Origin of the sequence: Bradyrhizobium sp. CCBAU 21365, assembly GCF_015291305.1 — a bacterium.
In the GTDB taxonomy this organism is placed as follows: Bacteria; Pseudomonadota; Alphaproteobacteria; order Rhizobiales; family Xanthobacteraceae; genus Bradyrhizobium; species Bradyrhizobium elkanii.
In genome coordinates this window covers 6437572-6459469 of record NZ_CP030036.1, presented here as the reverse complement: position 1 = coordinate 6459469, position 21898 = coordinate 6437572, and the positions used below count along the sequence as shown (strand labels likewise).

General features: G+C 60.7%; 17 protein-coding genes and 4 pseudogenes. 10 read left to right on the top strand and 11 right to left on the bottom strand.

The window, feature by feature from the left end; translation table 11 throughout:
- Positions 1–21: 21 nt before the first annotated feature.
- A pseudogene (locus tag XI02_RS30425) lies at positions 22–599 on the bottom strand (IS21 family transposase); the annotation flags it as partial.
- A 51-nt stretch (positions 600–650) separates the two neighbouring features.
- Positions 651–1421, bottom strand: coding sequence for a Crp/Fnr family transcriptional regulator (locus XI02_RS30420; RefSeq protein WP_018272789.1), 771 nt, complete (start codon positions 1419–1421; stop codon positions 651–653).
- A 649-nt stretch (positions 1422–2070) separates the two neighbouring features.
- Here XI02_RS30420 and XI02_RS30415 point away from each other — a divergent pair.
- A complete protein-coding gene (locus tag XI02_RS30415; RefSeq protein WP_172647551.1) occupies positions 2071–2385 on the top strand; it encodes a hypothetical protein in 315 nt (104 codons plus the stop codon).
- A 400-nt stretch (positions 2386–2785) separates the two neighbouring features.
- On the opposite strand, the gene XI02_RS45530 is transcribed toward XI02_RS30415, so the two are convergent.
- Positions 2786–3085: a hypothetical protein gene (locus XI02_RS45530; RefSeq protein WP_244981181.1), complete on the bottom strand. Its 300-nt coding sequence runs from the start codon at positions 3083–3085 to the stop codon at positions 2786–2788.
- 158 nt (positions 3086–3243) lie between these two features.
- Here XI02_RS45530 and XI02_RS46485 point away from each other — a divergent pair.
- From XI02_RS46485 to XI02_RS30395, 3 genes and pseudogenes are all read left to right on the top strand, one after another.
- Positions 3244–5300, top strand: a pseudogene (locus XI02_RS46485) (GAF domain-containing protein).
- Entirely contained in the window at positions 5297–5686 is a 390-nt protein-coding gene (locus XI02_RS30400; protein WP_018272786.1) for a response regulator, read from the top strand. The pseudogene XI02_RS46485 and the gene XI02_RS30400 overlap by 4 nt, the downstream one beginning before the upstream one ends.
- Positions 5683–6932 (top strand): annotated as a pseudogene (locus XI02_RS30395) (adenylate/guanylate cyclase domain-containing protein). Before XI02_RS30400 ends, XI02_RS30395 begins: the two are co-directional and overlap by 4 nt.
- 1142 nt (positions 6933–8074) lie before the next feature.
- Here the strand turns inward: XI02_RS30395 and XI02_RS30390 are convergent.
- Positions 8075–8278 (bottom strand): DUF3606 domain-containing protein, encoded by a 204-nt coding sequence (locus XI02_RS30390; RefSeq protein WP_018272783.1) that lies wholly within the window; start codon positions 8276–8278, stop codon positions 8075–8077.
- A gap of 87 nt (positions 8279–8365) precedes the next feature.
- Between XI02_RS30390 and XI02_RS30385 the strand changes: the two genes are divergently transcribed.
- The gene (locus XI02_RS30385) at positions 8366–8647 is read left to right on the top strand and encodes a hypothetical protein (RefSeq protein WP_026193070.1); all 282 of its coding nucleotides are present in this window, start codon (positions 8366–8368) and stop codon (positions 8645–8647) included.
- A 199-nt stretch (positions 8648–8846) separates the two neighbouring features.
- Here XI02_RS30385 and XI02_RS30380 read toward each other — a convergent pair whose 3' ends face one another.
- Complete coding sequence (locus XI02_RS30380; RefSeq protein ID WP_016840994.1) at positions 8847–9131, bottom strand: hypothetical protein; 285 nt, start codon at positions 9129–9131, stop codon at positions 8847–8849.
- A gap of 95 nt (positions 9132–9226) precedes the next feature.
- On the opposite strand from XI02_RS30380, the gene XI02_RS30375 reads away from it, so the two are divergent.
- Entirely contained in the window at positions 9227–9592 is a 366-nt protein-coding gene (locus XI02_RS30375; protein WP_038373630.1) for a PRC-barrel domain-containing protein, read from the top strand.
- Between the two features lie 891 nt (positions 9593–10483).
- Here the strand turns inward: XI02_RS30375 and XI02_RS30370 are convergent.
- The 3 genes and pseudogenes from XI02_RS30370 to XI02_RS30360 all read right to left on the bottom strand — a co-directional run.
- The gene (locus XI02_RS30370; protein ID WP_244981080.1) at positions 10484–10756 is read right to left on the bottom strand and encodes a hypothetical protein; all 273 of its coding nucleotides are present in this window, start codon (positions 10754–10756) and stop codon (positions 10484–10486) included.
- A 175-nt stretch (positions 10757–10931) separates the two neighbouring features.
- Entirely contained in the window at positions 10932–11156 is a 225-nt protein-coding gene (locus tag XI02_RS30365) for a hypothetical protein (protein ID WP_016840991.1), read from the bottom strand.
- A gap of 955 nt (positions 11157–12111) precedes the next feature.
- Positions 12112–12470: pseudogene (locus XI02_RS30360) on the bottom strand (ISNCY family transposase); the annotation flags it as partial.
- A gap of 568 nt (positions 12471–13038) precedes the next feature.
- Between XI02_RS30360 and XI02_RS30355 the strand changes: the two are divergent.
- Positions 13039–13257: a hypothetical protein gene (locus XI02_RS30355; protein WP_038386995.1), complete on the top strand. Its 219-nt coding sequence runs from the start codon at positions 13039–13041 to the stop codon at positions 13255–13257.
- Positions 13258–14200: 943 nt separating this feature from the next.
- Here XI02_RS30355 and XI02_RS30350 read toward each other — a convergent pair.
- A complete protein-coding gene (locus tag XI02_RS30350; protein ID WP_038386993.1) occupies positions 14201–14911 on the bottom strand; it encodes a substrate-binding domain-containing protein in 711 nt (236 codons plus the stop codon).
- 40 nt (positions 14912–14951) lie between these two features.
- The gene (locus tag XI02_RS30345; RefSeq protein ID WP_370143893.1) at positions 14952–15872 is read right to left on the bottom strand and encodes a tripartite tricarboxylate transporter substrate binding protein; all 921 of its coding nucleotides are present in this window, start codon (positions 15870–15872) and stop codon (positions 14952–14954) included.
- A gap of 205 nt (positions 15873–16077) precedes the next feature.
- Here XI02_RS30345 and XI02_RS30340 point away from each other — a divergent pair, with 205 nt between their 5' ends.
- The 3 genes from XI02_RS30340 (at position 16078) to XI02_RS30330 (ending at position 20232) form a co-directional block, all read left to right on the top strand.
- Positions 16078–17148 (top strand): ABC transporter substrate-binding protein, encoded by a 1071-nt coding sequence (locus tag XI02_RS30340; protein ID WP_244981081.1) that lies wholly within the window; start codon positions 16078–16080, stop codon positions 17146–17148.
- Positions 17149–17273: 125 nt separating this feature from the next.
- On the top strand, positions 17274–19373 hold the full coding sequence (locus XI02_RS30335) for a molybdopterin oxidoreductase family protein (RefSeq protein ID WP_172647553.1): 2100 nt from the start codon (positions 17274–17276) through the stop codon (positions 19371–19373).
- 79 nt (positions 19374–19452) lie between these two features.
- Positions 19453–20232 carry an enoyl-CoA hydratase/isomerase family protein gene (locus XI02_RS30330; protein ID WP_172647554.1) on the top strand — a complete coding sequence of 260 codons (780 nt, stop codon included), beginning with the start codon at positions 19453–19455 and terminating at the stop codon, positions 20230–20232.
- 40 nt (positions 20233–20272) lie between these two features.
- Here XI02_RS30330 and XI02_RS30325 read toward each other — a convergent pair whose 3' ends face one another.
- Positions 20273–21583, bottom strand: coding sequence for a hypothetical protein (locus XI02_RS30325; protein WP_172647555.1), 1311 nt, complete (start codon positions 21581–21583; stop codon positions 20273–20275).
- Positions 21584–21898 lie beyond the last annotated feature (315 nt).

Sequence of the window (21898 nt, the reverse complement as noted above, 5' to 3'; positions counted from 1 at the left end):
GCGCGTGGAGTTGTCGAGGGTCGGACGCGTGATGTTGGGATGAAGGATCGGCGCATTGTCCGCGGAGCGCTTGGTTGAAGGACGTCGATCGAGATTGTTGGTGAGGATCGATTTGACCGAGCCGTAGGTGCGGGCGCCGATGTCGATCGCCCGCAGGGCGGCGGCACCGAGCCGCTCTTGCCCGTAAGATCGGGCGAGCCGGATGATGCCGGGGCAGGCGCGGAAGCCCTGCTCGGGGTGTGCCCGCTCATCGAGGATCAGGTTGCACAGCGCCGCGGTGGCAGGCCCGATCGTGGCGGCCTCCTTGCGGATGCGCTCGATGGTCCAGCCGGCGTAGCGCCGATGACTGGACGCCATGTGCTCCGGCACGGTGGTGTGCTTGTGGTTGCCGCTCATGCGCTGATGCGCGGCGATCCGCTCGCCCCTGTGGAAAATCTCGACAGTGCGGGCGGTGAAGCGCACCTCGACCCTCGGCGCGGAGGAAGCGATGCGGGACGCTGTAGTAATGCGCTTCGACCTCGACGTGATAGTCGATGCTGACCCGGCAGATCCGCCACTTCGGCGAACACGTAGGGGCTCTCCGGCAAGTCCTTCAGCGCGGCCCTGGGCGAATGCTTACTGCGGATCGCGCAACCATCGCGCTCTAACTACTAAATTTCATGAGGAAGGCAGTGCTGCGCATGTGCAGTATTCGGCGAGCTCATTAGCAACTCCTCATCATACATGCCGTTGACCCTGTCTCGCATCACGCCATAGCACTCGCATGCAATCGTCTCGAGCCGCGTTCGGTCGATCTCTAGCATTCGTCGCTGTTCTGAAATGATGCCGCCGGCCGCTCGAAGTTTACGCATCGTTAGCGTCACGGTCGTTCGGCGCACCCCGAGGAGTTGTGCTAACGCCTCCTGCGTTAATTGAATTCGGCTGTCCGCAACTCGGTCGTGAATGTCGAGCAGCCATCGGGCCATACGGCATTCCACCGAATGGACCGCGTTGCAGGCTGCTACGTTCTGAAGCTGCAACAATTGCGTGCGAAAATGGAAACGAAGAACACGCCTAATCGCAGCGCTTTGCTCAAAGACATGCTGCAATTGTGAAACAGGTACATGGAGCGCGCTTCCGGCCACATAGGCCGTTGCCGTGACTGGCGATCGCGACCGGGAGGGACTTAGGACGGAGAGCGCGCCGACCGCTCCTTCTGAGCCCATGAGAGTGGACGCCACAATCTGACCGCCCGACATTTCGACTAAGAACGAGATGGCGCCGCTGAGGGGGAAATAGACCTGCTTGAACTCGTCTCCTGTTCGTACCAGCACAGCATCGAACCCGAAAGACGTTTTCTGAAGATGGGGCGCAAGCAAATTGAAGTCGGCTGCGGGCAACGCCGCCAAAAGTCTATTCCCAAGGCGGGTCTGGAGCGCCATCACGGATGTTCCCTGAAACCGCGCAGAAACAACCAAAGTTTGAAACCCGCGCCAAGCGCGCACGTTCCTAACTGGCCTGTTGTCGTTGATCCAAACTGCCGCTTCGGTCCAAAAGCCGGCCTTGGCGGTCAGACCGGGCGACTTCCCACCGCGGCATTCCTATGTATGGCCACCAAGCGATTTCACGTTCCGCTCCGGTGTCGCGCGCGCCAGAAGCGCATAGGACACCCCCAATCCGAGGGGCATTTGAGGGTGAGGCGCTCATCGCGCGCGGCAGGTGACTTTTGACGCGAACCCAGAAGCCATGCGTCAGCGCCGGGAGACGGCAGCTTTGAATGCTCCCTCTGCGGGGCGACGCTGGAAAGCGGGAAATCGGTTCGGGTGCCGACGTACAGGTTTCTCGCCGAGCCGGTGCGACTGCCTGCGAAGTAGACTGCCCATATCGTGGGTCCTCGATTCGTTCTCAATCCATAGCGCGGATGGATTACCGGGGTTCTCCGTGGGAGAACGGAGTTCCTAGCTCTATTGGCGTCCGCTAAAATCGGCTCCGCAGGCCTCGACCGAATGGCGGGGATCTGACGCGGGTTACCCTCGGGAAGAGCCGGGTGCGGGAAATCCGCCCGCCCGGATCTGTGAGGGCGAAAGCCAAATGGCTGAGCTACTCGACCACAACTGGGGGCGCAACTCGGAACTTGGCTCTGTGGTTGCTTCGCCCTGGACATTGGTCCGGCCACAAGGGGCCAATCAGGCCAACCGCTATCAGCGCGCCCCTGCGATTAACAGCCAATGCAGCAATTGCAATGAGAGCAGTAAGGCCTTTGCCATTTTCACTCCAGGACAGCGTTACTCAAATGCCACGCCGCCCTCCGGGGCGTTTTCCTCGAACCATTTCTCGGCGGCCTCGATCGAAGCGAAGACTTTGATGTGGTCCTCGTCGCCGATTTACTTAGCCGCGTCCGTGTAGATCCAGACAGTTTAACTGCACGGCCTTGAAAGGCAGGGCTCGATTCGATCGCTCGATGTGCCGCCCGAAATGGATCCTAGTTAGCTGCGCCGGCAGACTGCGTTGGTATACGAAGTCAGTGCCCAAAGAACAACCACAGCAGGATGATCACAGGAATTGGCACGCCCAAAAGCCAAAGCAAAACGCCTCGTCCCATCGCTTCCCTCCTTATTTATTCACGCCAATGGCAACTCCGGAGACGCGGCCAATGTTCCTAGCCCACCGATCGCGTCGTCCTTGCCGTTGCGCAGGGGGCGGATGGCGGTGGTCATCCCTCAATGATGAGGCGCCCCAGGAACGCATTGCAGGCCCGCTCGGCTTCAGCGAACGAACTGAAGGGAGACCCGGATACGTGAGCCATTCAGATAGTCGGGGCGATATGATGCAACAAAGCCCGGCTCTCCATGCAATCCAGGCCACTCCGGCTCTCGTTGCTGATGACGAATGAATAGTCGTCGCTGCTTGCGATCCATATCTCCAGTTCAGTATCGACTCGGCGGAAGTGCAGGGCCATTTCACCCTCCGCCTCCGTGATCATCCAGATGGGACGCTGAGCCCGCTCTTGTGCGGTTGGCCGCTTCGGCTCCCGCGCCAGCCGTTCGGCCTTTAGGCGCTTTCGATTATCGTGCATCGCTTTTTGCGCTTTGGCGTAATCCGTCATGGCTTCCGTCGGCCGGACTATTCTCGATGGGCGTCCCGTTCGCGTCCCGGACGTGCTCGCTGATCCACACTTCAATCGCCCTCGAGCACAAGAACTCATAGGGTTTCGGGGCGGCGCTCGGCGTCCCGCTCGTTCGGGAGGGCCACGCTTTCAGTGTCATTAACCTGTTTCGCTTCGCTGTGGGGTCTTTCGAGGACAAGCAGATCGAGCTGGTAGCGACGTTCGCCGACCAAGCGGTGATCGCGATCGAGAACGTCAAATTGTTTGAGCAAGTGCAGGCGAAGACGCGCAGCCTTACTGAGGCGTTGAAACAGCAGACCGCGACCGCCGACGTGCTTAAGGTCATCAGCCGCTCGGCATTCGATCTGCAAACCGTGCTCGATACCTTGACCGAATCGGCCGCGCAGCTCTGCAACGCCGACATGGCGGCGATGACCCGGCAGGATGAAACCGGCGGCTACCACCATATAACCAACTACAAGTTCTCGATCGATTGGGTGAAGATCGCAGACGCCGTTCGTCTCCATCCGGGACGCGGTAGTCTCGTCGGAAGGGTGCTTCTGGCGCGCAAGGCGGTCCAGATCGCCGACGTCCTCGCCGATGCCGATTACTCCTATCCGGAGATGCAGCAAGCGGCCGGATATCGCACTCTACTCGGCGTTCCACTTCTTCGCTCGGGAGAGCCCATCGGTGTCCTGTTTTTGGCGCGCAAGGTGGTTGAGCCCTTTACCGACAAGCAGGTCGAACTCGTCTCGACCTTCGCCGACCAGGCCGTTATTGCCATCGAAAACGTCCGCTTGTTCGAAGAAGTGCAATCAAAGACGCGCGACCTCTCCGAGGCCCTGACCTATCAGACCGGAAGTGCCAACATCCTCAAGGTGATCGCCTCCTCGCCGACCGACGTTGAGCCGGTCCTGCGCACCATCGTCGAGAGCGCCTGTAAGCTCTGCGAGGCCTATGATTCGGTGCTGGTCCTGAAGGAGGGTCAGGATCTCGTCGTTCGCGCGCATTACGGATCGATCGGAAGGGGCACTCAGACGTGGACCGACGACCGCACCTCCGTGTCGGGGCTCGCACTTGCCGAGCGGATGCCGATACACTTGCACGACGTCCTCTCCGATGAAGGCCGCGACTTTCCTATTGCGCAAGCAATGTCGCGACAGGATGGTTGCCGCACCATTCTGGCCGTGCCGATGCTAAGCGAAGGTGAGAGCATTGGCGCGATCGTACTTCGCCGTGCCGAGGTGCTGCCTTTCAGTGACAAGCAGGTCACGCTCCTGCAGACCTTCGCCGATCAGGCGGTGATCGCGCTCGGCAACGTCCGCTTGTTCGAGGAGGTTCAAGCTCGCACCCGCGAACTGGCCAAATCCATCGATGAATTGCGCGCCGCCCAAGACCGCCTGGTGCAGACCGAGAAGCTTGCATCCCTCGGCCAGCTCACTGCCGGCGCATCGCACACGAGATCAAGAATCCACTCAATTTTGTCAACAATTTTTCTGCGCTGTCCGCCGAATTGATCGGCGAGCTCAACGAGCTGCTCGGAAATGCGGAACTCGATGACAAGATCCGCACCGACGTAGACGAGCTTGCGCAGATGCTGAAGGGCAATCTCGACAAGGTCGTCCAGCACGGCAAACGTGCCGATTCCATCGTCAAGAACATGTTGCTGCATTCGCGCGAGGGGACGGGCGAACGTCGTCCGACCGACATTAATGCAATTGTCGAGGAAAGCCTTAACCTTGCTTATCACGGCGCACGCGCGGAGAAATCCGGTTTTAACGTCACGCTCAAACGCGACCTCGATCCGAATGCCGGGACGGCGGAGCTTTACCCGCAGGAGATCATGCGGGTGTTGCTCAACCTGATCTCCAATGGCTTCTATGCGGCTCACAAGCGCAAGGAAGCTGCCGGCGATGCCTTTGAGCCGACATTGAGCGCAACCACGCGAGCTATGGCAAATGAAGTGGAGGTTAGGATCCGCGACAATGGCGTCGGGATTGCGGAGGAGATCAGAACGAAGATCTTCAATCCTTTCTTTACGACCAAGCCCGCCGGCGAAGGCACCGGGCTCGGCCTTTCGATGAGCCACGACATCATCGTGAAACAGCACGGCGGCAGGATCGCCGTCGAGACTGAGCCGGGAGCATTTACCGAGTTCGTCATTACCTTGCCGCGGGTGGTGGCAGTGCAAGGCAATAGCGGAGGCACGAGTTGAGCGTTTACATTCTCGTCGTCGACGACGAGCCCGACGTGGAGGTATTGTATCGACAGCATTTTCGGCGCGAGCTGCGTGCCGGCCGCTTTCTCATGGAGTTCGCCGCTTCCGCGCCGGCGGCACTTCAGCGGGCCGCCGACGTTCGCGATCCCTCGCTGATCCTGATTCTATCGGACATCAACATGCCCGGAATGAGCGGGCTGGAAATGCTGCCAGAGGTACGAGCCAGACGGCCCGACGTTCCCGTGATCATGATTACGGCCTATGGTGACGCGGAAACCCGCAGGACAGCATTGGAGCGCGGCGCCGACGCCCTATTGACCAAGCCGATCGACTTCGGGCAGCTTCGCCAGGAGATCGACGCGCGGCTCGGACAGGTCGCATGACCGCTACCATCCTAGTGGTCGACGACGAGCCGGATCTGGAGGCTCTCGTCCTCCAAAAATTCCGCCGTCAGATTCGCGACGGGCAGGTCAGCTTCGTCTTCGCCCATGACGGCCTTGAAGCCCTGCAGTCGATCGAGGCGCATCCCGACGTCGACTTGGTCGTCTCCGACATCAACATGCCGCGCATGGACGGCTTATCGCTGCTGGCGAAACTACAGGAGGCCGAGGAAAAGAAGTCGACCATTATTGTTTCCGCCTACGGCGACATGAGCAACATCCGCACGGCGATGAACCGGGGCGCGTTTGATTTCCTTACCAAGCCGATCGATTTTGCCGACCTGGAAACGACTATTCAGAAAACGATACGTCACATCGACATGCTGCGCGAGGCGCGCCGCCGCCAGGTCGAAGCCGAGCGCGCCCACGCCTCGCTGTCCCGCTATTTCTCGCCTGAGCTTGCCAAGCGTCTTGCTGCAGGCGGCGACGGTAACGATATGCAGGTGCACTGGCGTGATGTCGCCGTCATCTTCACCGACATCACGGGCTTCACCTCGCTGGTCGAAACCGCCGCGCCCGAAGTGCTGGCCGAGCTGCTTAATGAATATGTCGGCGGCCTGACCGACGTCGTCTCGCTCATGAGGGCACGGTGGCCAAGGTGATCGGCGATGCGATCCAGGTGCTGTTCAACGCGCCCGGCGAGCAGGCCGACTACGCTAACCGCGCTATAGCCTGCGCGCAGGCGATCGATCGATGGGCGGAGGTGTTCCGCGGACGCTGGAAGGAAAAGGGTGTCGATTTCGGGGCCACACGGATCCGCGTGCACGCTGGCCCCGCCCTGGTTGGCAATTTCGGCGGCAGTCGCTTCTTCGATTACACCGCCTATGGCGATACCATCAATACCGCTGCACGGCTCGAGACAGCGAACAAGACTTTGGGAACACGGGTCTGCGTTAGTGCTGCGGTTGCGGGTGCAGCGGCAGACTTCAAGGGACGGCCGGTCGGCGACCTTCTGCTGCGCGGGCGCAGCGAACCGTTGCGCGCCTATGAGCCGCTCGCCCCGGCGGAATTCGAGGCGCCAGCGGCCGCACGATACGCCCAAGCCTTTGCCAAGCTCGAGGCCGAAGACGCTTCGGCCATGCCGGCCTTCGCCGCGCTGGTCGGAGTGCATGCCGATGACCCCCTTGCTGGCTTTCACCTCAAGCGGCTACTCAACGGAGGGAGGGGCGCCCGTATGCAACTCGGCTAAGTCGTGGACTGCTCGCTGTTAAGTGGTGCTTGTTGTGCGCATAGGCATACGGAGAAGGGCTCGTCCGTATTCCATTATTTCCGATGGGCGAATCCGATCGGGCAGGCCTATGCCACTCGGGCAATGAATCCGGATGAGGCTATGGGCGGCCGGCGCGTGAGGCGACAGCGATCAGTCGATAAAGAGAGGCCGCAGACTTTGCGACCTCTCTCTTTGATTTAAGCAGTCACCACCAGTGGCGGTGATGATGGCGCCAACCGTAGTGATGGCCCCGGTACCAGCCATAATGATGGCCGCGTCCCCAACCGTAGTGATGGCCGCGACCGCCATGATGACCCCAACCGTGTCCATTCCCGTGTCCGTGGCCGCCTCTGACCTGAATGACTTCACCCGCGGTGCTACCCATTGCATGTGGCGTTGCCATCGGCATGGCCGATGCCGACAGCATGGGCGTAAGCGAAAAAGCACAACCGATAACTGCGATTGCCAAGAGCCTTTTCATAAGATGGTCCTCCCGTTTTGAGCGCTAACCCAGCAGACTATCAGTCGCGCATTGCAATGCTCGCTGAACGGTGCATTCACCTACGGTTCATCGATGCCGCGCTTCGGCGCTGCCTAGACCCCTCTGGGGTCTATTGGAATCTGATGAGCCATATTCATGGAACGTCGTTCGGATCGCGCGGTTGGTTGCCGGGGCTCATTCTGGAGGACAAAATGAAGCGCACAATTATCGCACTTTCTGCCGCCTGCCTTATGGCTTCGAGCACCGCCTTGTTCGCGCAAGGCGTTTCGAGCAAATCTCCCGGCCACGAGATGCAGGACAGGGGCTCCAAGAAGGGTAGCCCCGGCGCCTCAGGTTATGCGCCCGGACAGGAAATGCAGGCAAAGGGCTCGAAGTCTGGCAGCGCCGGCGCATCGGGATATGCTCCTGGTCAGACGACAGGGTCCAGCACCGGAATGAAATCGGGTGGCTCGTCCAGGTCCAAGTAGCCGGCGTACGGGTCGTCCCAGCGTTCGGCCGGGGCGTGCGGTGCAAATCAGTCTTTGAGGCCAATTCGTACTGGTGAGCCTTCTCCAGCAGCGCGTCTCTGATCGGGCCGGGCGGAAGAAGAGCGGCCTGTCTTCGCGCTTCGCGTGCACACTCAGAGCTGACTTCTTGCTCTTTCATCATAGCTCGCCTCCAGCTCCTTGCGGACGGCCGCCGCAGAATTCCCGACTTTATCGACCGCCTTACGAAGCTCTTCCTTCGAGACACCGAGCGCATGAGCCCAGCATTTCATTTGGTCGGGCGCATGCAGATTGATCTTTGAGCGCTCGAACTGATCTTTTTTCGTAAGGCTCTCCATTCTCGAACAACTCCGGCTTGGGCGCTCCGTTCCTAACTAGGAACTGCCGGCCTAATTCGTGTGTTCATTCGATCAGGAGGTGACGACATGGCAAAGGCAGCATGGAAACGACCGGGTTCACCCATCGGCAAAAAGGGGCCAAGAAAAGCCAACCCCAAGTACAAGCGCCGTTCGCGTCAGCCCTGGACCGACAAGGAAGTCAAGCGGCTTCGAGCGCTGGCAAGGGCGAACACCCCGACAGGTGTCATCAGTCTCAAGATGGAGAGACCGAAAGGCTCGATCGCTAGCAAAGCGCAGCGAGAGGGCATCTCGCTGCGGCCGGTCAACCGCTCACCTTACAATCGTCGCAAGAAGACCGCGCGGCGCTAGTTTTTGGTGGGCGGGATCTCCTCGAGCACCCCGCTCACATTGGGCTCCTCCACACCCTGATTAATGTCGTCGGAGCCGTTGCACGCGCATCTCATACCCGCGCCACACTGGCATCCATGCCGGTCTGTCGTCCACGCCAACTGCGGATGGTTTTCGCAAACCCAGCCGAGGCCGCCGCAGATCGGACAATTGGGGTTGATCATGCTGCGAGCAGACGCTTGTAGCGCCGGTAAGCGTCAATGGCGTTGTTCGCGAGCATCAGCGGCCGACGCTCACCAGCCCGCGCCATGTCATCGATGTTTCTGAGAAGGAAGCGGCTCGCGTCGCCAGGATCTATGATCTCGCCGGAGCGCTCGAGGAAGTCCCAGGCGATTTGGATCGACTTTTCTACGAGGACTGGCAGGAGCTCACTCATGAGAGCAAAACCAATTTCGGTCGCGGAGGTTCCTTCTGTGACGGCATGGTAACCGCGAACGTCATCCATTTTCGATTGCCTAAATTTCCAGTCAGCATCTGCTCATCGCTAGGAACAGCCGATAGCAGGGGCAGTTGAACTGGAATCAAATATGGAGCGATGACATGGCATACGAAGAACGAGAAACGGGAAGTCTTATAGGAAGTGACAAAGTCGAAGGGACTGCGGTGTACGGCTCCGACCGATCGCGTATCGGTTCGATCGAACGGGTCATGATCGACAAAGTGAGCGGGAAAGTCGCGTACGCTGTTTTGGGATTCGGCGGCTTTCTCGGGATCGGCGACGACCACTATCCGCTGCCTTGGCACTCACTGAAGTTCGACACTGGCCTCGGCGGCTACGCAACGGGCATTACTGAAGACCGGCTGAGCAGCGCGCCGAAATACAGCGACGAGCGCAGCTGGAATTGGTCGGATCCTGCGGTGGCTCGCTCGGTCGACGACTATTACCGGGGAATACCCGCTCCTTAGCCAAGGCCGCGCACAACAAGGCCGCCATGAAATCGGATGCCCTCCAGTTTCGGAGGGCAGCCCCGTTAACATATTGAACTTCCGATTGAGGAACCACGCTGGGCTGCCGTCCTCAAGACGTGGGCGGGGCGGCGGTAAATTTTGAAGTCGCTGCACTAAAGATAATGGTGAGCTATCCTGGTGGAGTCGCCGCTTTGGTCGACCTCAAGCGCGACATGGCTATCCACTAAATATGATGCCAATGCAAACGTCTTAAAGCGACCCCGATCTGGTAGTCTGGGAAGTGACCGAGGCCGCCCGCGAGCAAGGTCCGAGCCGCGGCTCGTGGTCGCGCCTGATAGACAGCTATGTGTGAGAGACACCGGTAGTGACAAAGGTCATGCCGGACGCGGCAACAATGCTCGATCGTCGCTCGGAATATCCAACTCATCCCACAAGACCAGAGAGAGAGCGTGAGCAATGTGGTGAAGGCGTAGATTGCCAAAATTGTTTGGATCATGGCAAGCCGTTCCCGCAAACCGGCGTGAAGTACGCGGTCCCTTGTATCCGGGGCTGGCGGAAGAAGCATCAGGGACCGCGCTCCGCGCTGGCGTATTCCCTAAGTCGTTGAATAGCGGAAATGGTCCACCCCGACACCACTGTTGGCCGGTTGCGCTCCACGGCAACATTAGCTCTGAGATGGGATGTGATCGGTGGAGACCTACGGGCGAAGTCGTGCGCCCCAATGCGCTGCAATATTCCTGCTGAAAATTCGAAAAAAGCGGCCCGGCCTTGGGGTAGCTCTGGGGTAGGCCGGGCCGTTAGGACATGCCGAAATGTGAGTTTCCGGCCGCGCCATGAGCGGTTCCGATTCGGGCAGCAAGAGGGCGCGCAATTCGATGTCGCGGGCGATCATTTTGCCAACTCCGCCAGATTTAGTATTTCGGCGACGATTTTACGCCGCTCCGATGTGTCGTTTGATCGATTGAACTTATCTTCCAGCACTTGGAGGGTTATTCTGATCAGCATGTCATCGAGCTCGACTGGCAGTTTATCTACGGCATCGAATCCGGCAGCAGCTGCCTCCTCAAACCCAGCCACGAATCCCTTCTTAAAGGCCTCGCGATCGTGCAGAAGATGCACGATCTTCGGCTCAATGGACGCTGAAGGCATGTCCGAAAACAAGAAACGTACTCATGCCGCCACCGCCGTTTCAGCCTCGAACGACGCAAAGAACACGCGGGGAATTCCAGTGAGTGGTACGACGACTGATTCGGGCGTACGAAGGCGCGATCTCGACCTTGGGGATAGGGGTCAACCAGGCCGAGATCGCGCTGCCTCGCCGCTGCTGACATCGCGATCATTGTTCGCCTTCATGGCCGCGTTCTGGCCGGATGGTGGCTCGATCTTGGTTGTCCGCGATGTTCACCGTGTCGGCCTTGTCGTCGGGAGCCTCGCGGCGATCCGCCATCGCCTCGACGGCTTCGATCACATGCCGTCGTACTGCCCGGTCCCGGATCGAGCGAAAGGCTCTCAAGAGCCGGAATATCTGCGCGGCTTCCTTCGCCTGCCGTTCCTTCGACACGATCAGCCCTCGGCCCAGGCGGTCAATCCTAGCTGTCACACGTACTGCTGCAATCCCGGAGAATTTCGGGCGGGCATGAGGCTGGGGGCAATGAGGTGCACCCCGGCGAAGTAAACGCGGTCCCGTTCGTGCTGTCTGAGGGTCACGGCCGGGACCGTGCTCCGCTCTGGCGGATTACATAAACCGAAGATGGCGGCGGGAACGTTCCTACCGGCCGGAGTGTTTCAGGTAATTGCCTCAACTTGGCTGCCGTAGTCCGGGCGACGTTATCTACTCGGTCATGTGCGCCGCCGTCTCCTCCGGGCCTTGCGCAGTAGCGTCTCACGATCTGACCCCGGAGGCATGGCTTTGACTTCCTCTCGGAGGCTCTTCGCCTCATCGACCAATCGCTCACAAGAGACCGAGTTTTCTTGAAATGGCGTCGCCTCTGCCTTGGGACGGCATGTGCTCTAGGAGCAGGTGCCGCGTGTTGGCCGCCATCTCGTCACGCTGGAGCGGACTCTACTCAACGTGGAACGCCTGCATTTTCGCGGCAAATTGCCTAGCGACCTCGGGCGGGATTTCGAGCGGCTTTCGGCTAATGGGCATTACCGGAGAATAGGTATGCATGGCCGATTTAAGCTCCCGCGTAGAACGAATGGCGCATTGCCTTGCGCAGGCCAGATTTCGGAAACTTGCAGCACGGGGCGAGCACGCTACACGTCTCCGCAACTACGGCACCAGTGCGGGCTAGAGCGCTGGTGTTTTTGTAAGAAGCGGCCCCAGCGACATGTGGGCCTGGTAGGGTGCGCGGCGGCGATCAGGGTGAGACTCCGTATTGCCTCACATATCGATGCTCCCGAGTGCGGTCGGTTGCCTCATTTATTTTGCTCCCGGCTTGGGTTTAGGAGGAGGCCGGGTGCGGAGATGGCCGGGGTTTCGGAGCGCCCGGCCTCCTCCGCTGGCACCTGGCACATCATTGGGGTGTTGTGACCTCATACCCGGCGACGTTTTCTCCGTAGGAACGAACAGTAACGCGTTCGCTTGCTCGCTGCGTCGGGATTTAAGCCGACGTTGAAGCGTTCGAAGAAGCTTGTTCGGATAGGCTCCAGGATATTCCACCTGCAACCGGGAGAGCAGTTCGCTGCCAGTCCGCCAGGGCTCCACATCAAACCATTTTTGCAAATCCGGCGTTGCCCTGATGAGCGGGGCGGGACGGCGCCGGCCTCTTTTCGCTTTGACGATTGGCCGATCCGTCGGTCGCATAGCTCCGTCCTTCCAGGCGGTTCGTACGCTTGCGGCGCGGATATCGTGCAGCAACGCGACCGGGTCGAGACCTGCAAGATCAACAATGTCGCTCCGCTCGGAGGATCGGCTCGGTCCGCCCGAGCAACCCTCGGACGCGCAGTGTAGGGCGAGCCACCTCATCGGCAGAGGCGGACATACGGTCTTACGATTCTTCTCAGGCGGCTTCGCCAGCTTCAATTTGACACTCAACCGGCGCAACCTGGCATGCGCTCGCTCGACGCGCGTGTCATGATGTTGGCCCTTGGCACTGCGTCCCTTCGCCATATCTGCTTTCCTTTTCCGGGAAGGGCTCCTGCGTCTTGCGATCGATGAACGTGTCCGGGCCGGGTTTTCTTTTGAGCAACCGGATAGATTTGGCAGAGGCCTTTACGGCCTCATCAACGATCGCTTGTCTCGCTGTTGAGAAGTGTATATGCAATTAATGACTCGCTGATCGGCCATGGACCGCGCTCCTTCGCTTGTGCAGGCGGGAGCGCTCTCGGTCTCTCAGCCACCGACGCCTAGCGTTACCGCGATCAGGTAAGACGGTCAGTCTAGTCGGTGCTCGGACGAGCAATGATATGGCCTAAAGCTATGGATCACCCGAGAGAGCGCAGTGAGGACAGTACCGATCAGCGGCTTTGCCGAGTTGGCGTCGGAATTCCTGCCGGAGAGCTTCTCCCTCCCAAGTCGTGCCATCGCACTTGATCAGCTTTCTGGCGCGAGCAAAGGCGTGGTTTTCAGCCGCATCATCGCCGACACGGACCACGATATCCAGATGGAAGGGACATACTGCTATGGCATGGGTCGTTTCCAGTGCGTAGTGCACGGCTGAACGCAAATCATCTACGTGGCTGCTTACGGGCATACGAGCCTCCTCGGACGAAACAGGGCTCGGAGTGCTAGAGCCTGAGTTCCGTAACCCTTGAACAGTCAGGTTTTCGGATGCGGCTCATCTATAGCCCGCTTGGCTGGTACCGCAAAAGAACTCGGCTCTATGCAAAAGCTCGGCTACTAGTTGAGATGGCCGGGCGAATGCAAATATGAGCTCGATGAACACTGCGAGTGTGCTGTGGTGCCAGCACACTTCCATCCCGGACGAATACGGGTGGCGGACGGCGTTAGACGCACTTGAGTGGAGGCTGTTTACCCGCCGGACCGAGGCACGAACGCATCCACGGACGCGGCTATTCGGGTTGCCAATTCAGCAGCGGTCGGCGCGGACTGCTTTTCGAGTGGTAAGGCGACGGAATGCGCCGCCGCCAATCCGGCACCAGCGGTACAAATGGCTATCGCAATTGCAACGAGATGATCGATCCTCATGGCGATGGTCCTTCGCATCGACCCCATCAAATAACCGGGCAAATTCAAAATTGGTTCCCCCGTCTGAGCGAGTTCCTGTGAGTGATCGCCGGAACTCCCCCAAAGACTTGAACGTTGGGTCTTGTTGTCGAGCCGACAGAAGGACACGCCGTCGCATCGGCTGCGCCGTGCCAGTGCGCGCGTTTATTTCAGAACAGCCCGACCAGGGAGAAGAGAGCGACTTCGGTCAGGAAAGCGACACTCATGATAGCGACGGTGAGAAACACGTCGCCAGCCGACAGATTTGTCATAGTGTGCCTCACATTTCGCGAAGCCCCCGTGGGTAATTCACCTATGATAAAAAGGTTCGGTTCCAGCGGACAAAGCAAGCCCGATGCACGTTGCTATCGTGGCGGCAGGAAGACCTTGCGATAACGGTTGAACATTTTCATCACACTTTAGGTGGTCTGGCTCATCTAGGACGTCAAGCCAGAAATAAAGCCAGCCTGGCTGCGGCGTTCAGATGTTTCCGACGACGTCAGCAACGCGATCAGGCGTTGGGCCGGCGATGCCGACGATACATGTGCGGGGATGGCAGCGGTGTACATGGTGGCGAGCCCGCATCCTGGCGGCAAGGGGCCGGACAGAATGACGCCTTTGGTGCTGATGATCTCGGTCGATTGCGTGCAGCCGATCGGCCGCCGGTCATTGGACTCGGCCAGATATCGCATGGCGGTCGCGCCGTTTGGAAAAACTCTCAATCGGTCGGCGATGACATCAGCGATATCTATTTGTGCGAGCAGCTTGGCGACATGAATTCCGGCGGTCGATGCCTTGGTATCCGGCACGAAGATCGCGTCAGCGGCGAGCAATGCCGCGCGCAGGCTGGCCGCGTCGTCGGCGCTGACCAACGGATCGCCGGCCCGAACGGCGAGGGCGGTTTCAACCCGGCCGATGTCCGTGATCGAGCTGCGCAAAACCAGCCCTTCGTCGGCAAGCTTCGCGATCAGAGCGGCGGTCAGGATGACGATGTCGGTCGGTACGCCGGCGCGCAATCTGTCGGCCATGGCGCCGACCGCGCCAAAATCGCCGGCAATGCCGAGGCCGGTTTCGGCTTCAAACGCGGGCTCAAGGCTGCGCACCAGGCCTTGCGCCGCCCCGCCACTCAGGATGTTCAACGTCTTCATGCGCCATGTTCCCTTCGCCCGTGGACTCGCCGCCGCGTGCCTATTGGAGCTTGTCCAATCTCTTGACGACGTCTGCCCACTTCACGATATCGGCGCGTAGGAATGCGTCGAATGCCTCCGGCGTCATGGTCATCGGCGCCGCGCCCTGCGCGGCCCAGAGCTTCTCGACCTCCGGCCGCCTGATCGCCGCGTTCACAGCCGCGTTGAGCTTGTCGACGATCGGCTTCGGCGTGCCCGCCGGGGCCATCAGGCCGAGCCAGATCGTTGCCTCATAGCCGGACACGCCCGCCTCGGTCACCGTCGGAACGTTGGGCAGCACCGTCGAACGAGTCTTGCCGGTCGTTGCGAGCGCTCGCACCTGGTTTTCGGCGACATTCGGCGCCATCGCGGGAACGGCATCGATCATCATCTGGACCTGGCCGCCGATGACGCCGCCGCGGGCTTCGCCGCTATTGCGGTAGGGCACGTGCACGACGTCGATCCCGGCCATGGCTTTGAACAGCTCGCCCGCCATGTGATACGGCGTGCCCTGACCTGACGAGGCATAGTTCAGCTTTCCGGGCTGGACCTTTGCGAGGGCGATGAATTCCTGCAAAGTCTTTGCCTGCACTACGGGGTGAACCACGATCACGAGATCCGAAGTGTTCAGGGATGCGATCGGCGTCAGGTCGCGCATCAGCTCATATTTGCGCTGCGGTACCAGCGATTCGTTCGCGGTCTGGGTGTTCGACATCATCAGAAGGGTGTAGCCGTCGGCCGGTGCCTTGGCGACCTCGAGCGTGCCGATCACGCCGCCGGCGCCGGTGCGGTTCTCCACCACGAAGGGCTGGCCGAGGCTTTCCTGCAAGATGCCGCCGATCTGTCGCGCGACGACGTCGGCCGGACCGCCGGGACCGAAGGGAACGATGATCCTGACCGGCCGTGCAGGATAGTCTTCGGCGTCAGCATATGAGCCTGACATGGACACGGTCAGCAACGCCGCGACAAACACCAAGGCGTATCGCAGGCTCGCCATTGACTGAATCCCCCAACTTTAGTCTTGTTTCTTGATCAGAAGTCTAGCTGCAACCTGAAGCCTCTGTCGACGACAGACTCCGTTTTCGCGCATCGGAATAAGAGCGGGAGGACGGTGTACTCAAACTTCGCCATCGCGTGCGGGGAATCATATGAGGAAACATCCTGGGCTATCGCGCCGCGACATGCTGAAGGGCTCGGGCGCGGTGCTGGCTGGGGCCGCCTTTTCAACGCGCGTGATGGCCGCCGCGCCACCTGCGGAACCGGTGACGCCGACGTTGATCGAAGCGGCGAAGAACGAGGGGCAGGTCGTCTACTACACGTCGACCGATCTGCCGGTTGCCGAGAAGCTGGCAAGGGCATTTGAAGCGAAATATCCCGATATCACCGTGCGCGTCGAACGCACCGGGGCGGAGCGTGTGTTCCAGCGGGTCGGCCAGGAATATTCCAGCAACATTCATGCCGTCGACGTCGTCAATTCCTCCGACGCCGCGCATTTCATCGTGTGGAAGCGCGACGGCATTCTCGCGCCCTATGTTCCGGAGGAGGTCGCGAAATACTACCCCGAGGAGCATCGCGACGCGGACGGGCAATTCGCAAGCTTCCGGGTCTGGCTGTCGATCATTGCCTACAACACCAATCTCGTGAAGGCCGAGGAGGCGCCCCAGAGCTTTGCCGATCTGCTCGATCCAAAATGGAAGGGCAAGATCGTCAAGGCGCATCCCGGCTATAGCGGCACCATCATGACCGCAACCTATCAGATGCAGCGCGATCTCGGCTGGAGCTTCTTCGAGAAGCTCGCCAAGCAGAACGTCATGCAGGTGCAGTCCTCGACGGATCCACCCAAGAAGCTCGATCTCGGCGAGCGTGCTGTCATGGCCGACGGCAACGAATACAACATCTTCCAGATGAAGGAGGCCGGCCGCCCGGTCGAGCCGGTCTACGCCACCGAGGGGTCGCCGATCATTGTCGGCCCCAACGGGATCTTCAAGGACTGTCCGCATCCGAATGCCGCGAGGCTGTTCCAGTCCTTCGCGCTCGGGCGTGAGGGCCAGCAGCTCAATGTCGAGATCGGCGGCCTCAGATCCGTCCACGCGCAGGCCAAGGAGAAGGCTGGACGCAGGCCGCTAAAGGACATCAAGACGATGAAGGACGATCCGGTGGCGGTGGAGCGGGAAGGTGAATCGATCAAATCGCATTATACCCGCATCTTCCGAGTCTGATGCGACGGCTCAGACCAATAACTGCCCGTCCGGGCGCCTGCCGCATGGCACGTGCCCGGATTTCGCGCGAGCTGGGTCAATAATGCCCCTCGGCGGAGGCGACGTTTGATGTTACCAATTTGGCCATGAACCAGCATGCCAAGGTCGATATCCGCCATTCCACCTGTCCGCACGACTGCCCTTCGGCATGTGCGCTCGACGTCGAGGTGATCGAGGGCCGCTCGATCGGCAGGGTACGCGGCTCCAAGCAGCAGACTTATACGGCCGGCGTGGTCTGCGCCAAGGTGGCGCGCTATGCCGAGCGGATTCATCACGCCGAGCGGCTGATATATCCGCTGCGCCGGACCGGGCCGAAGGGCTCCGGCCAGTTCGCGCGGATTTCCTGGGACGAGGCACTGGACGAGATCGCGGCGCGATTCGACGCGGCCGAGCGGGAATTCGGCGCCGAGTCGGTCTGGCCTTACTATTACGCCGGCACCATGGGGCTGGTGATGCGCGACGGCCTCAACCGGCTGTCGCATGTGAAGAAGTATTCGCGCTTCTACGGCACGATCTGCGCGACCATCGCGCGCATCGGCTTTGCCGCCGGGACCGGCAAGATCGCCGGCGTCGATCCCCGCGAGATGGGCGTCTCCGACCTCATCGTGATCTGGGGCACCAATCCGGTGAACACCCAGGTCAACGTGATGACGCATGCATCCCGCGCGCGCAAGGAGCGCGGCGCGAAGATTGCGGCGGTCGACGTCTACAATAACGAGACCATGAAGCAGGCCGACATCAAGATCCTGCTGCGGCCGGGGACCGATGGCGCGTTCGCCTGCGCCGTGATGCATGTGCTGTTCCGCGAGGGATTTGCCGATCGCGACTATCTTGCGCGCTATACCGATTGCCCCGACGAGCTGGAAACGCATCTGAAGACCCGCACGCCGGAATGGGCTTCAGCGATCTCGGGCGTACCGGTCGAGGAGATCGAGGCGTTCGCGCGGCTGGTCGGACAGACCAAGCGCTCGTTCTTCCGTCTTGGTTACGGCTTTACCCGCAGCCGCAACGGCGCCGCCCAGATGCACGCGGCCTCGTGCATCCCCGCGGTCACCGGTGCCTGGCAGTATGAGGGCGGCGGCGCGTTCTTCAACAACGCCGCAATCTGGCGTTTCGACGAGTCGATCATCGAAGGCCATGACGCGATCGATCCCTCGACGCGGGTGCTCGATCAGTCCAAGATCGGCCGCATCCTGACCGGCGATGCCGAGGCGCTCCGGGGCGGCGGACCGGTCAAGGCGATGCTGATCCAGAACACCAACCCAATGACGGTGGCGCCCGAGCAGGCGCTGGTGCGCCAGGGCTTTGCCCGCGAGGATCTGTTCGTCGCAGTGCACGAGCAGTTCATGACCGAGACGGCCCAGATGGCCGATATCGTGCTGCCGGCGACGATGTTCATGGAGCACGACGACCTCTATTACGGCGGCGGTCATCAGCACATCTCGGTCGGCCCGAAGCTGATCGATCCGCCCGGCGAGTGCCGTTCCAACCACGAGGTGATGCAGGGGCTCGGTCGTCGGCTCAACGCCGTGCATCCCGGCTTCGACATGACGCCGCGCCAGCTGATCGACGCGACCTTGAAGAAGAGCGGGCACGGCACGATCGAGGGGCTGGAAGCCGACATTTGGCGCGACCTGCAGCCCGATTTCCGCACTTCGCACTATCTCGACGGCTTTGCCCATCCCGACAGGAAGTTCCACTTCAAGGTCGACTGGGGCAAGGTCCCCGTCGGGGCCGGCGGGCTGATGGGCGCGTGGGACAAGATGCCCTCGCTGCCCGACCACTGGACCATCATCGAGGAGGCGGACGCGCAGCACCCGTTCCGGCTCGCGACGTCACCCTCGCGCAGCTTCCTCAACACCAGTTTCAACGAGACGCCGTCGTCGCAGGCTCGCGAGGGCGCGCCGACCGTGATGATCCATCCCGATGACGCAGCCAGCCTGTCGATAGCCGACGGCGACGCGGTGACGCTCGGCAACACGCGCGGCGAGACCACGCTGACCGCGAAACTGTTCGACGGCGTTCGCCGCGGCGTGCTGATCGCCGAGTCGATCCATCCGAACAAGTCCCATATCGGCGGGCGCGGCATCAACATGCTGACCGGGGCAGAGGCCGTCGCGCCGCTCGGCGGCGCCGCGTTCCACGACAACAAGGTCTGGATCCGGAAGGCATCGGCCGCCGCATAAATCCTGCTTGCAGTCGGCGCCGATCCTGCCGCAAATGTCGGCTGACAACGGCACACGGGCAAGAAAACAGGCAGGAAACATGACCGACAACAGCGTTCTTCTCGAAAAGCGCGGGCAGGCGTTCTGGATCACCATCAACCGCCCGGACAAGCGCAACGCGCTCAATGCCGGGGTGATCGCCGGCATCGCGAAGGGCTATCGCGAGGCGCATGACGACAAGGACGTCCGCGTCATCGTGCTGACCGGCGCGGGCGACAAGGCGTTCTGCGCCGGCGCTGATCTGCAGAACAGCGGCGCGGCCTTCTCGATGGATTTCTCGCGCCCCAATGTCGACTATGCCGACCTGCTGCGGCTGTCGCAGAGCGCGACCAAGCCCGCGATCGCGCGGGTCGGCGGCGTCTGCATGGCCGGCGGCATGGGCCTGTTGTGCATGACCGACATGGCGGTGGCTGCCGATGGCGTGATCTTCGGCCTGCCTGAGGTGAAGGTCGGCGTGTTCCCGATGCAGGTGCTGAGCCTGCTGCAATCGATCGCGCCACCGCGCCTCGTCAACGAATGGGCGCTGACCGGCGAGCCGTTCGATGCCAGGTCCGCCCAGGCCGCGGGTCTGCTCAACTATGTGGTGCCGGCGGCCGAGCTCGACGCCAAGGTCGATTGGCTGATCGGCCGCATCGTCGACAAGTCGCCGACGGCGATCCGCCGCGGCAAATACGCGATGCGGGCGATCGCGTCGATGTCGTTCGACGAGAGCATCGCCTACACCGAAAGCCAGATCGCGCTGCTCGCGATGACCGAGGACGCCAAGGAAGGCCTCAAGGCGTTCGGTGAGAAGCGCAAGCCGACATGGACCGGGCGCTAGGCGGTAGACCGATCGCAAGCGTTCGTGACGCGAAATCGTGTCAGTTGCCTGAAACGAGGGCATCATGCGACGCGAGCGCAGAATCTGATGAGAGGGCCGTTCTGGTTCGTTCCTCTCGGCGCTTCTTTGCGGCCGCGATCAGCTGCTTCCGCGTGCGTTTGGCATAGGTTGGGAGTTGTTGTCTCGAGCGATGGCGGCCGGCGGCGCGTAGTTCAGCGTCTGTGAGATCGCTATCGGCACCTTCCGTGAATCCGCCGTGACGAAAGGAGGTAAATGAGAGTTCGTGCCGAAGACCAGCCGCGATGACTATTTTTTTGACCACATGCCGAAGATAGCGAAGGTCCTTACGCTCGGTCATCCATGGGATCAAGGCAGACGATTTGCGGTGGGCATGATCACGGCGGAACACCAATCCTGAAACGACAGAGCCTTTGATCGCATCGAGTTCCGCCACCAACTCGGGGAAGAGGGGGCCGCCCTTGTCATCGAACAGAGGCCACCAGGCTTCCTCGTTATTCTTTGGATGCACAATCCTTACACTGTTTGACCGCTCTTTTGGCCGATAGTGCGCGATTTCGAAAGCGCCGAAAACATGCTCCTCGCGTTGCAACCACTCCCATGACAATAGCGCGGCCGTTCCAATAGAGTGATATCCGAGCCGTTTCGCAGCTTTCCTAAACGCGGCTAGTTCATCCCAGCTTGCCGTGGGTGTCTCCCGCATGGGCTGCCCAGGCGCACGGGATTTTAGGCCCATCCGCGAGAAGGGATTGACCTGTGGTACCATTGTTTCTTGGTCGCGTTGACCAACAAACCAGGCGCGTCTGCAAGCAGTCATAGCTGCATTTGCGAACCGTCGACGTTCGCGCTTGGCGGCGTTACCTTCTCTGTCCTTGTATTGCACGACGAGGAGCTTCGCGTAGACCGCGTCAACAAATGCTTTGGTGAAATCAGTGATTTGTTTCGAGCCGACGCGGCTGCCGTCCTTTAGTTCGTGATTGGCGAAGAGTTGCAGACCTTGGCTGTATAAGCGCTGTGTCTTGTGATCGATGTCCCTCCATCGCTGGTGCGCCCGGAAGACGCTGACGAGCCAGTCGAAAGTGCCGGGCACAGGGAGCACTGGAAGCATGTCGGTCAATCCTCCGGAACGCCAGCTGTCAAAAGCTGGCAGCAGAATACTTTCAGTTCGCTCGACCGCTGACGCGAAGTCTTGTCCCAACGCTTCAGCATGTACGGGGCAACCCTGCTTGCGGGCCCAAGTCGGCGGCTCGAAGAAGTAGCCTGGTCGACCTCCCTTCAGTCGCTTCGACCGGAAATAGCGAGGAGGCCTCGACGTGGCATCGAGCGTATTCATACAAGAGAGACCAGGTCTTCATTTTTTGATTTATCTGGTGCTGCTCCTCCGTATTGGGCACTGAAGTGATCGATGGCGGCTCTCGACCAGATTGGTTGTCGAGCCCGTCCAGTTCTGCGATGGGCAATTGGTGGCGGTGCCTCACCGCGGCCGACGGCACGCGCGAGTTCGCGCGTGTCCGCGAAACCCAGATAAGCAGCGGCCATGTCGGCAGGCATGAGCGCAGGCCAGGTGCCGATCGGTGGATAGCGGGCGGGAAGGGCGGCACGCGATGCCACGGATGTCAGCTCACGCGTCAATGCGACAACGGTCTAC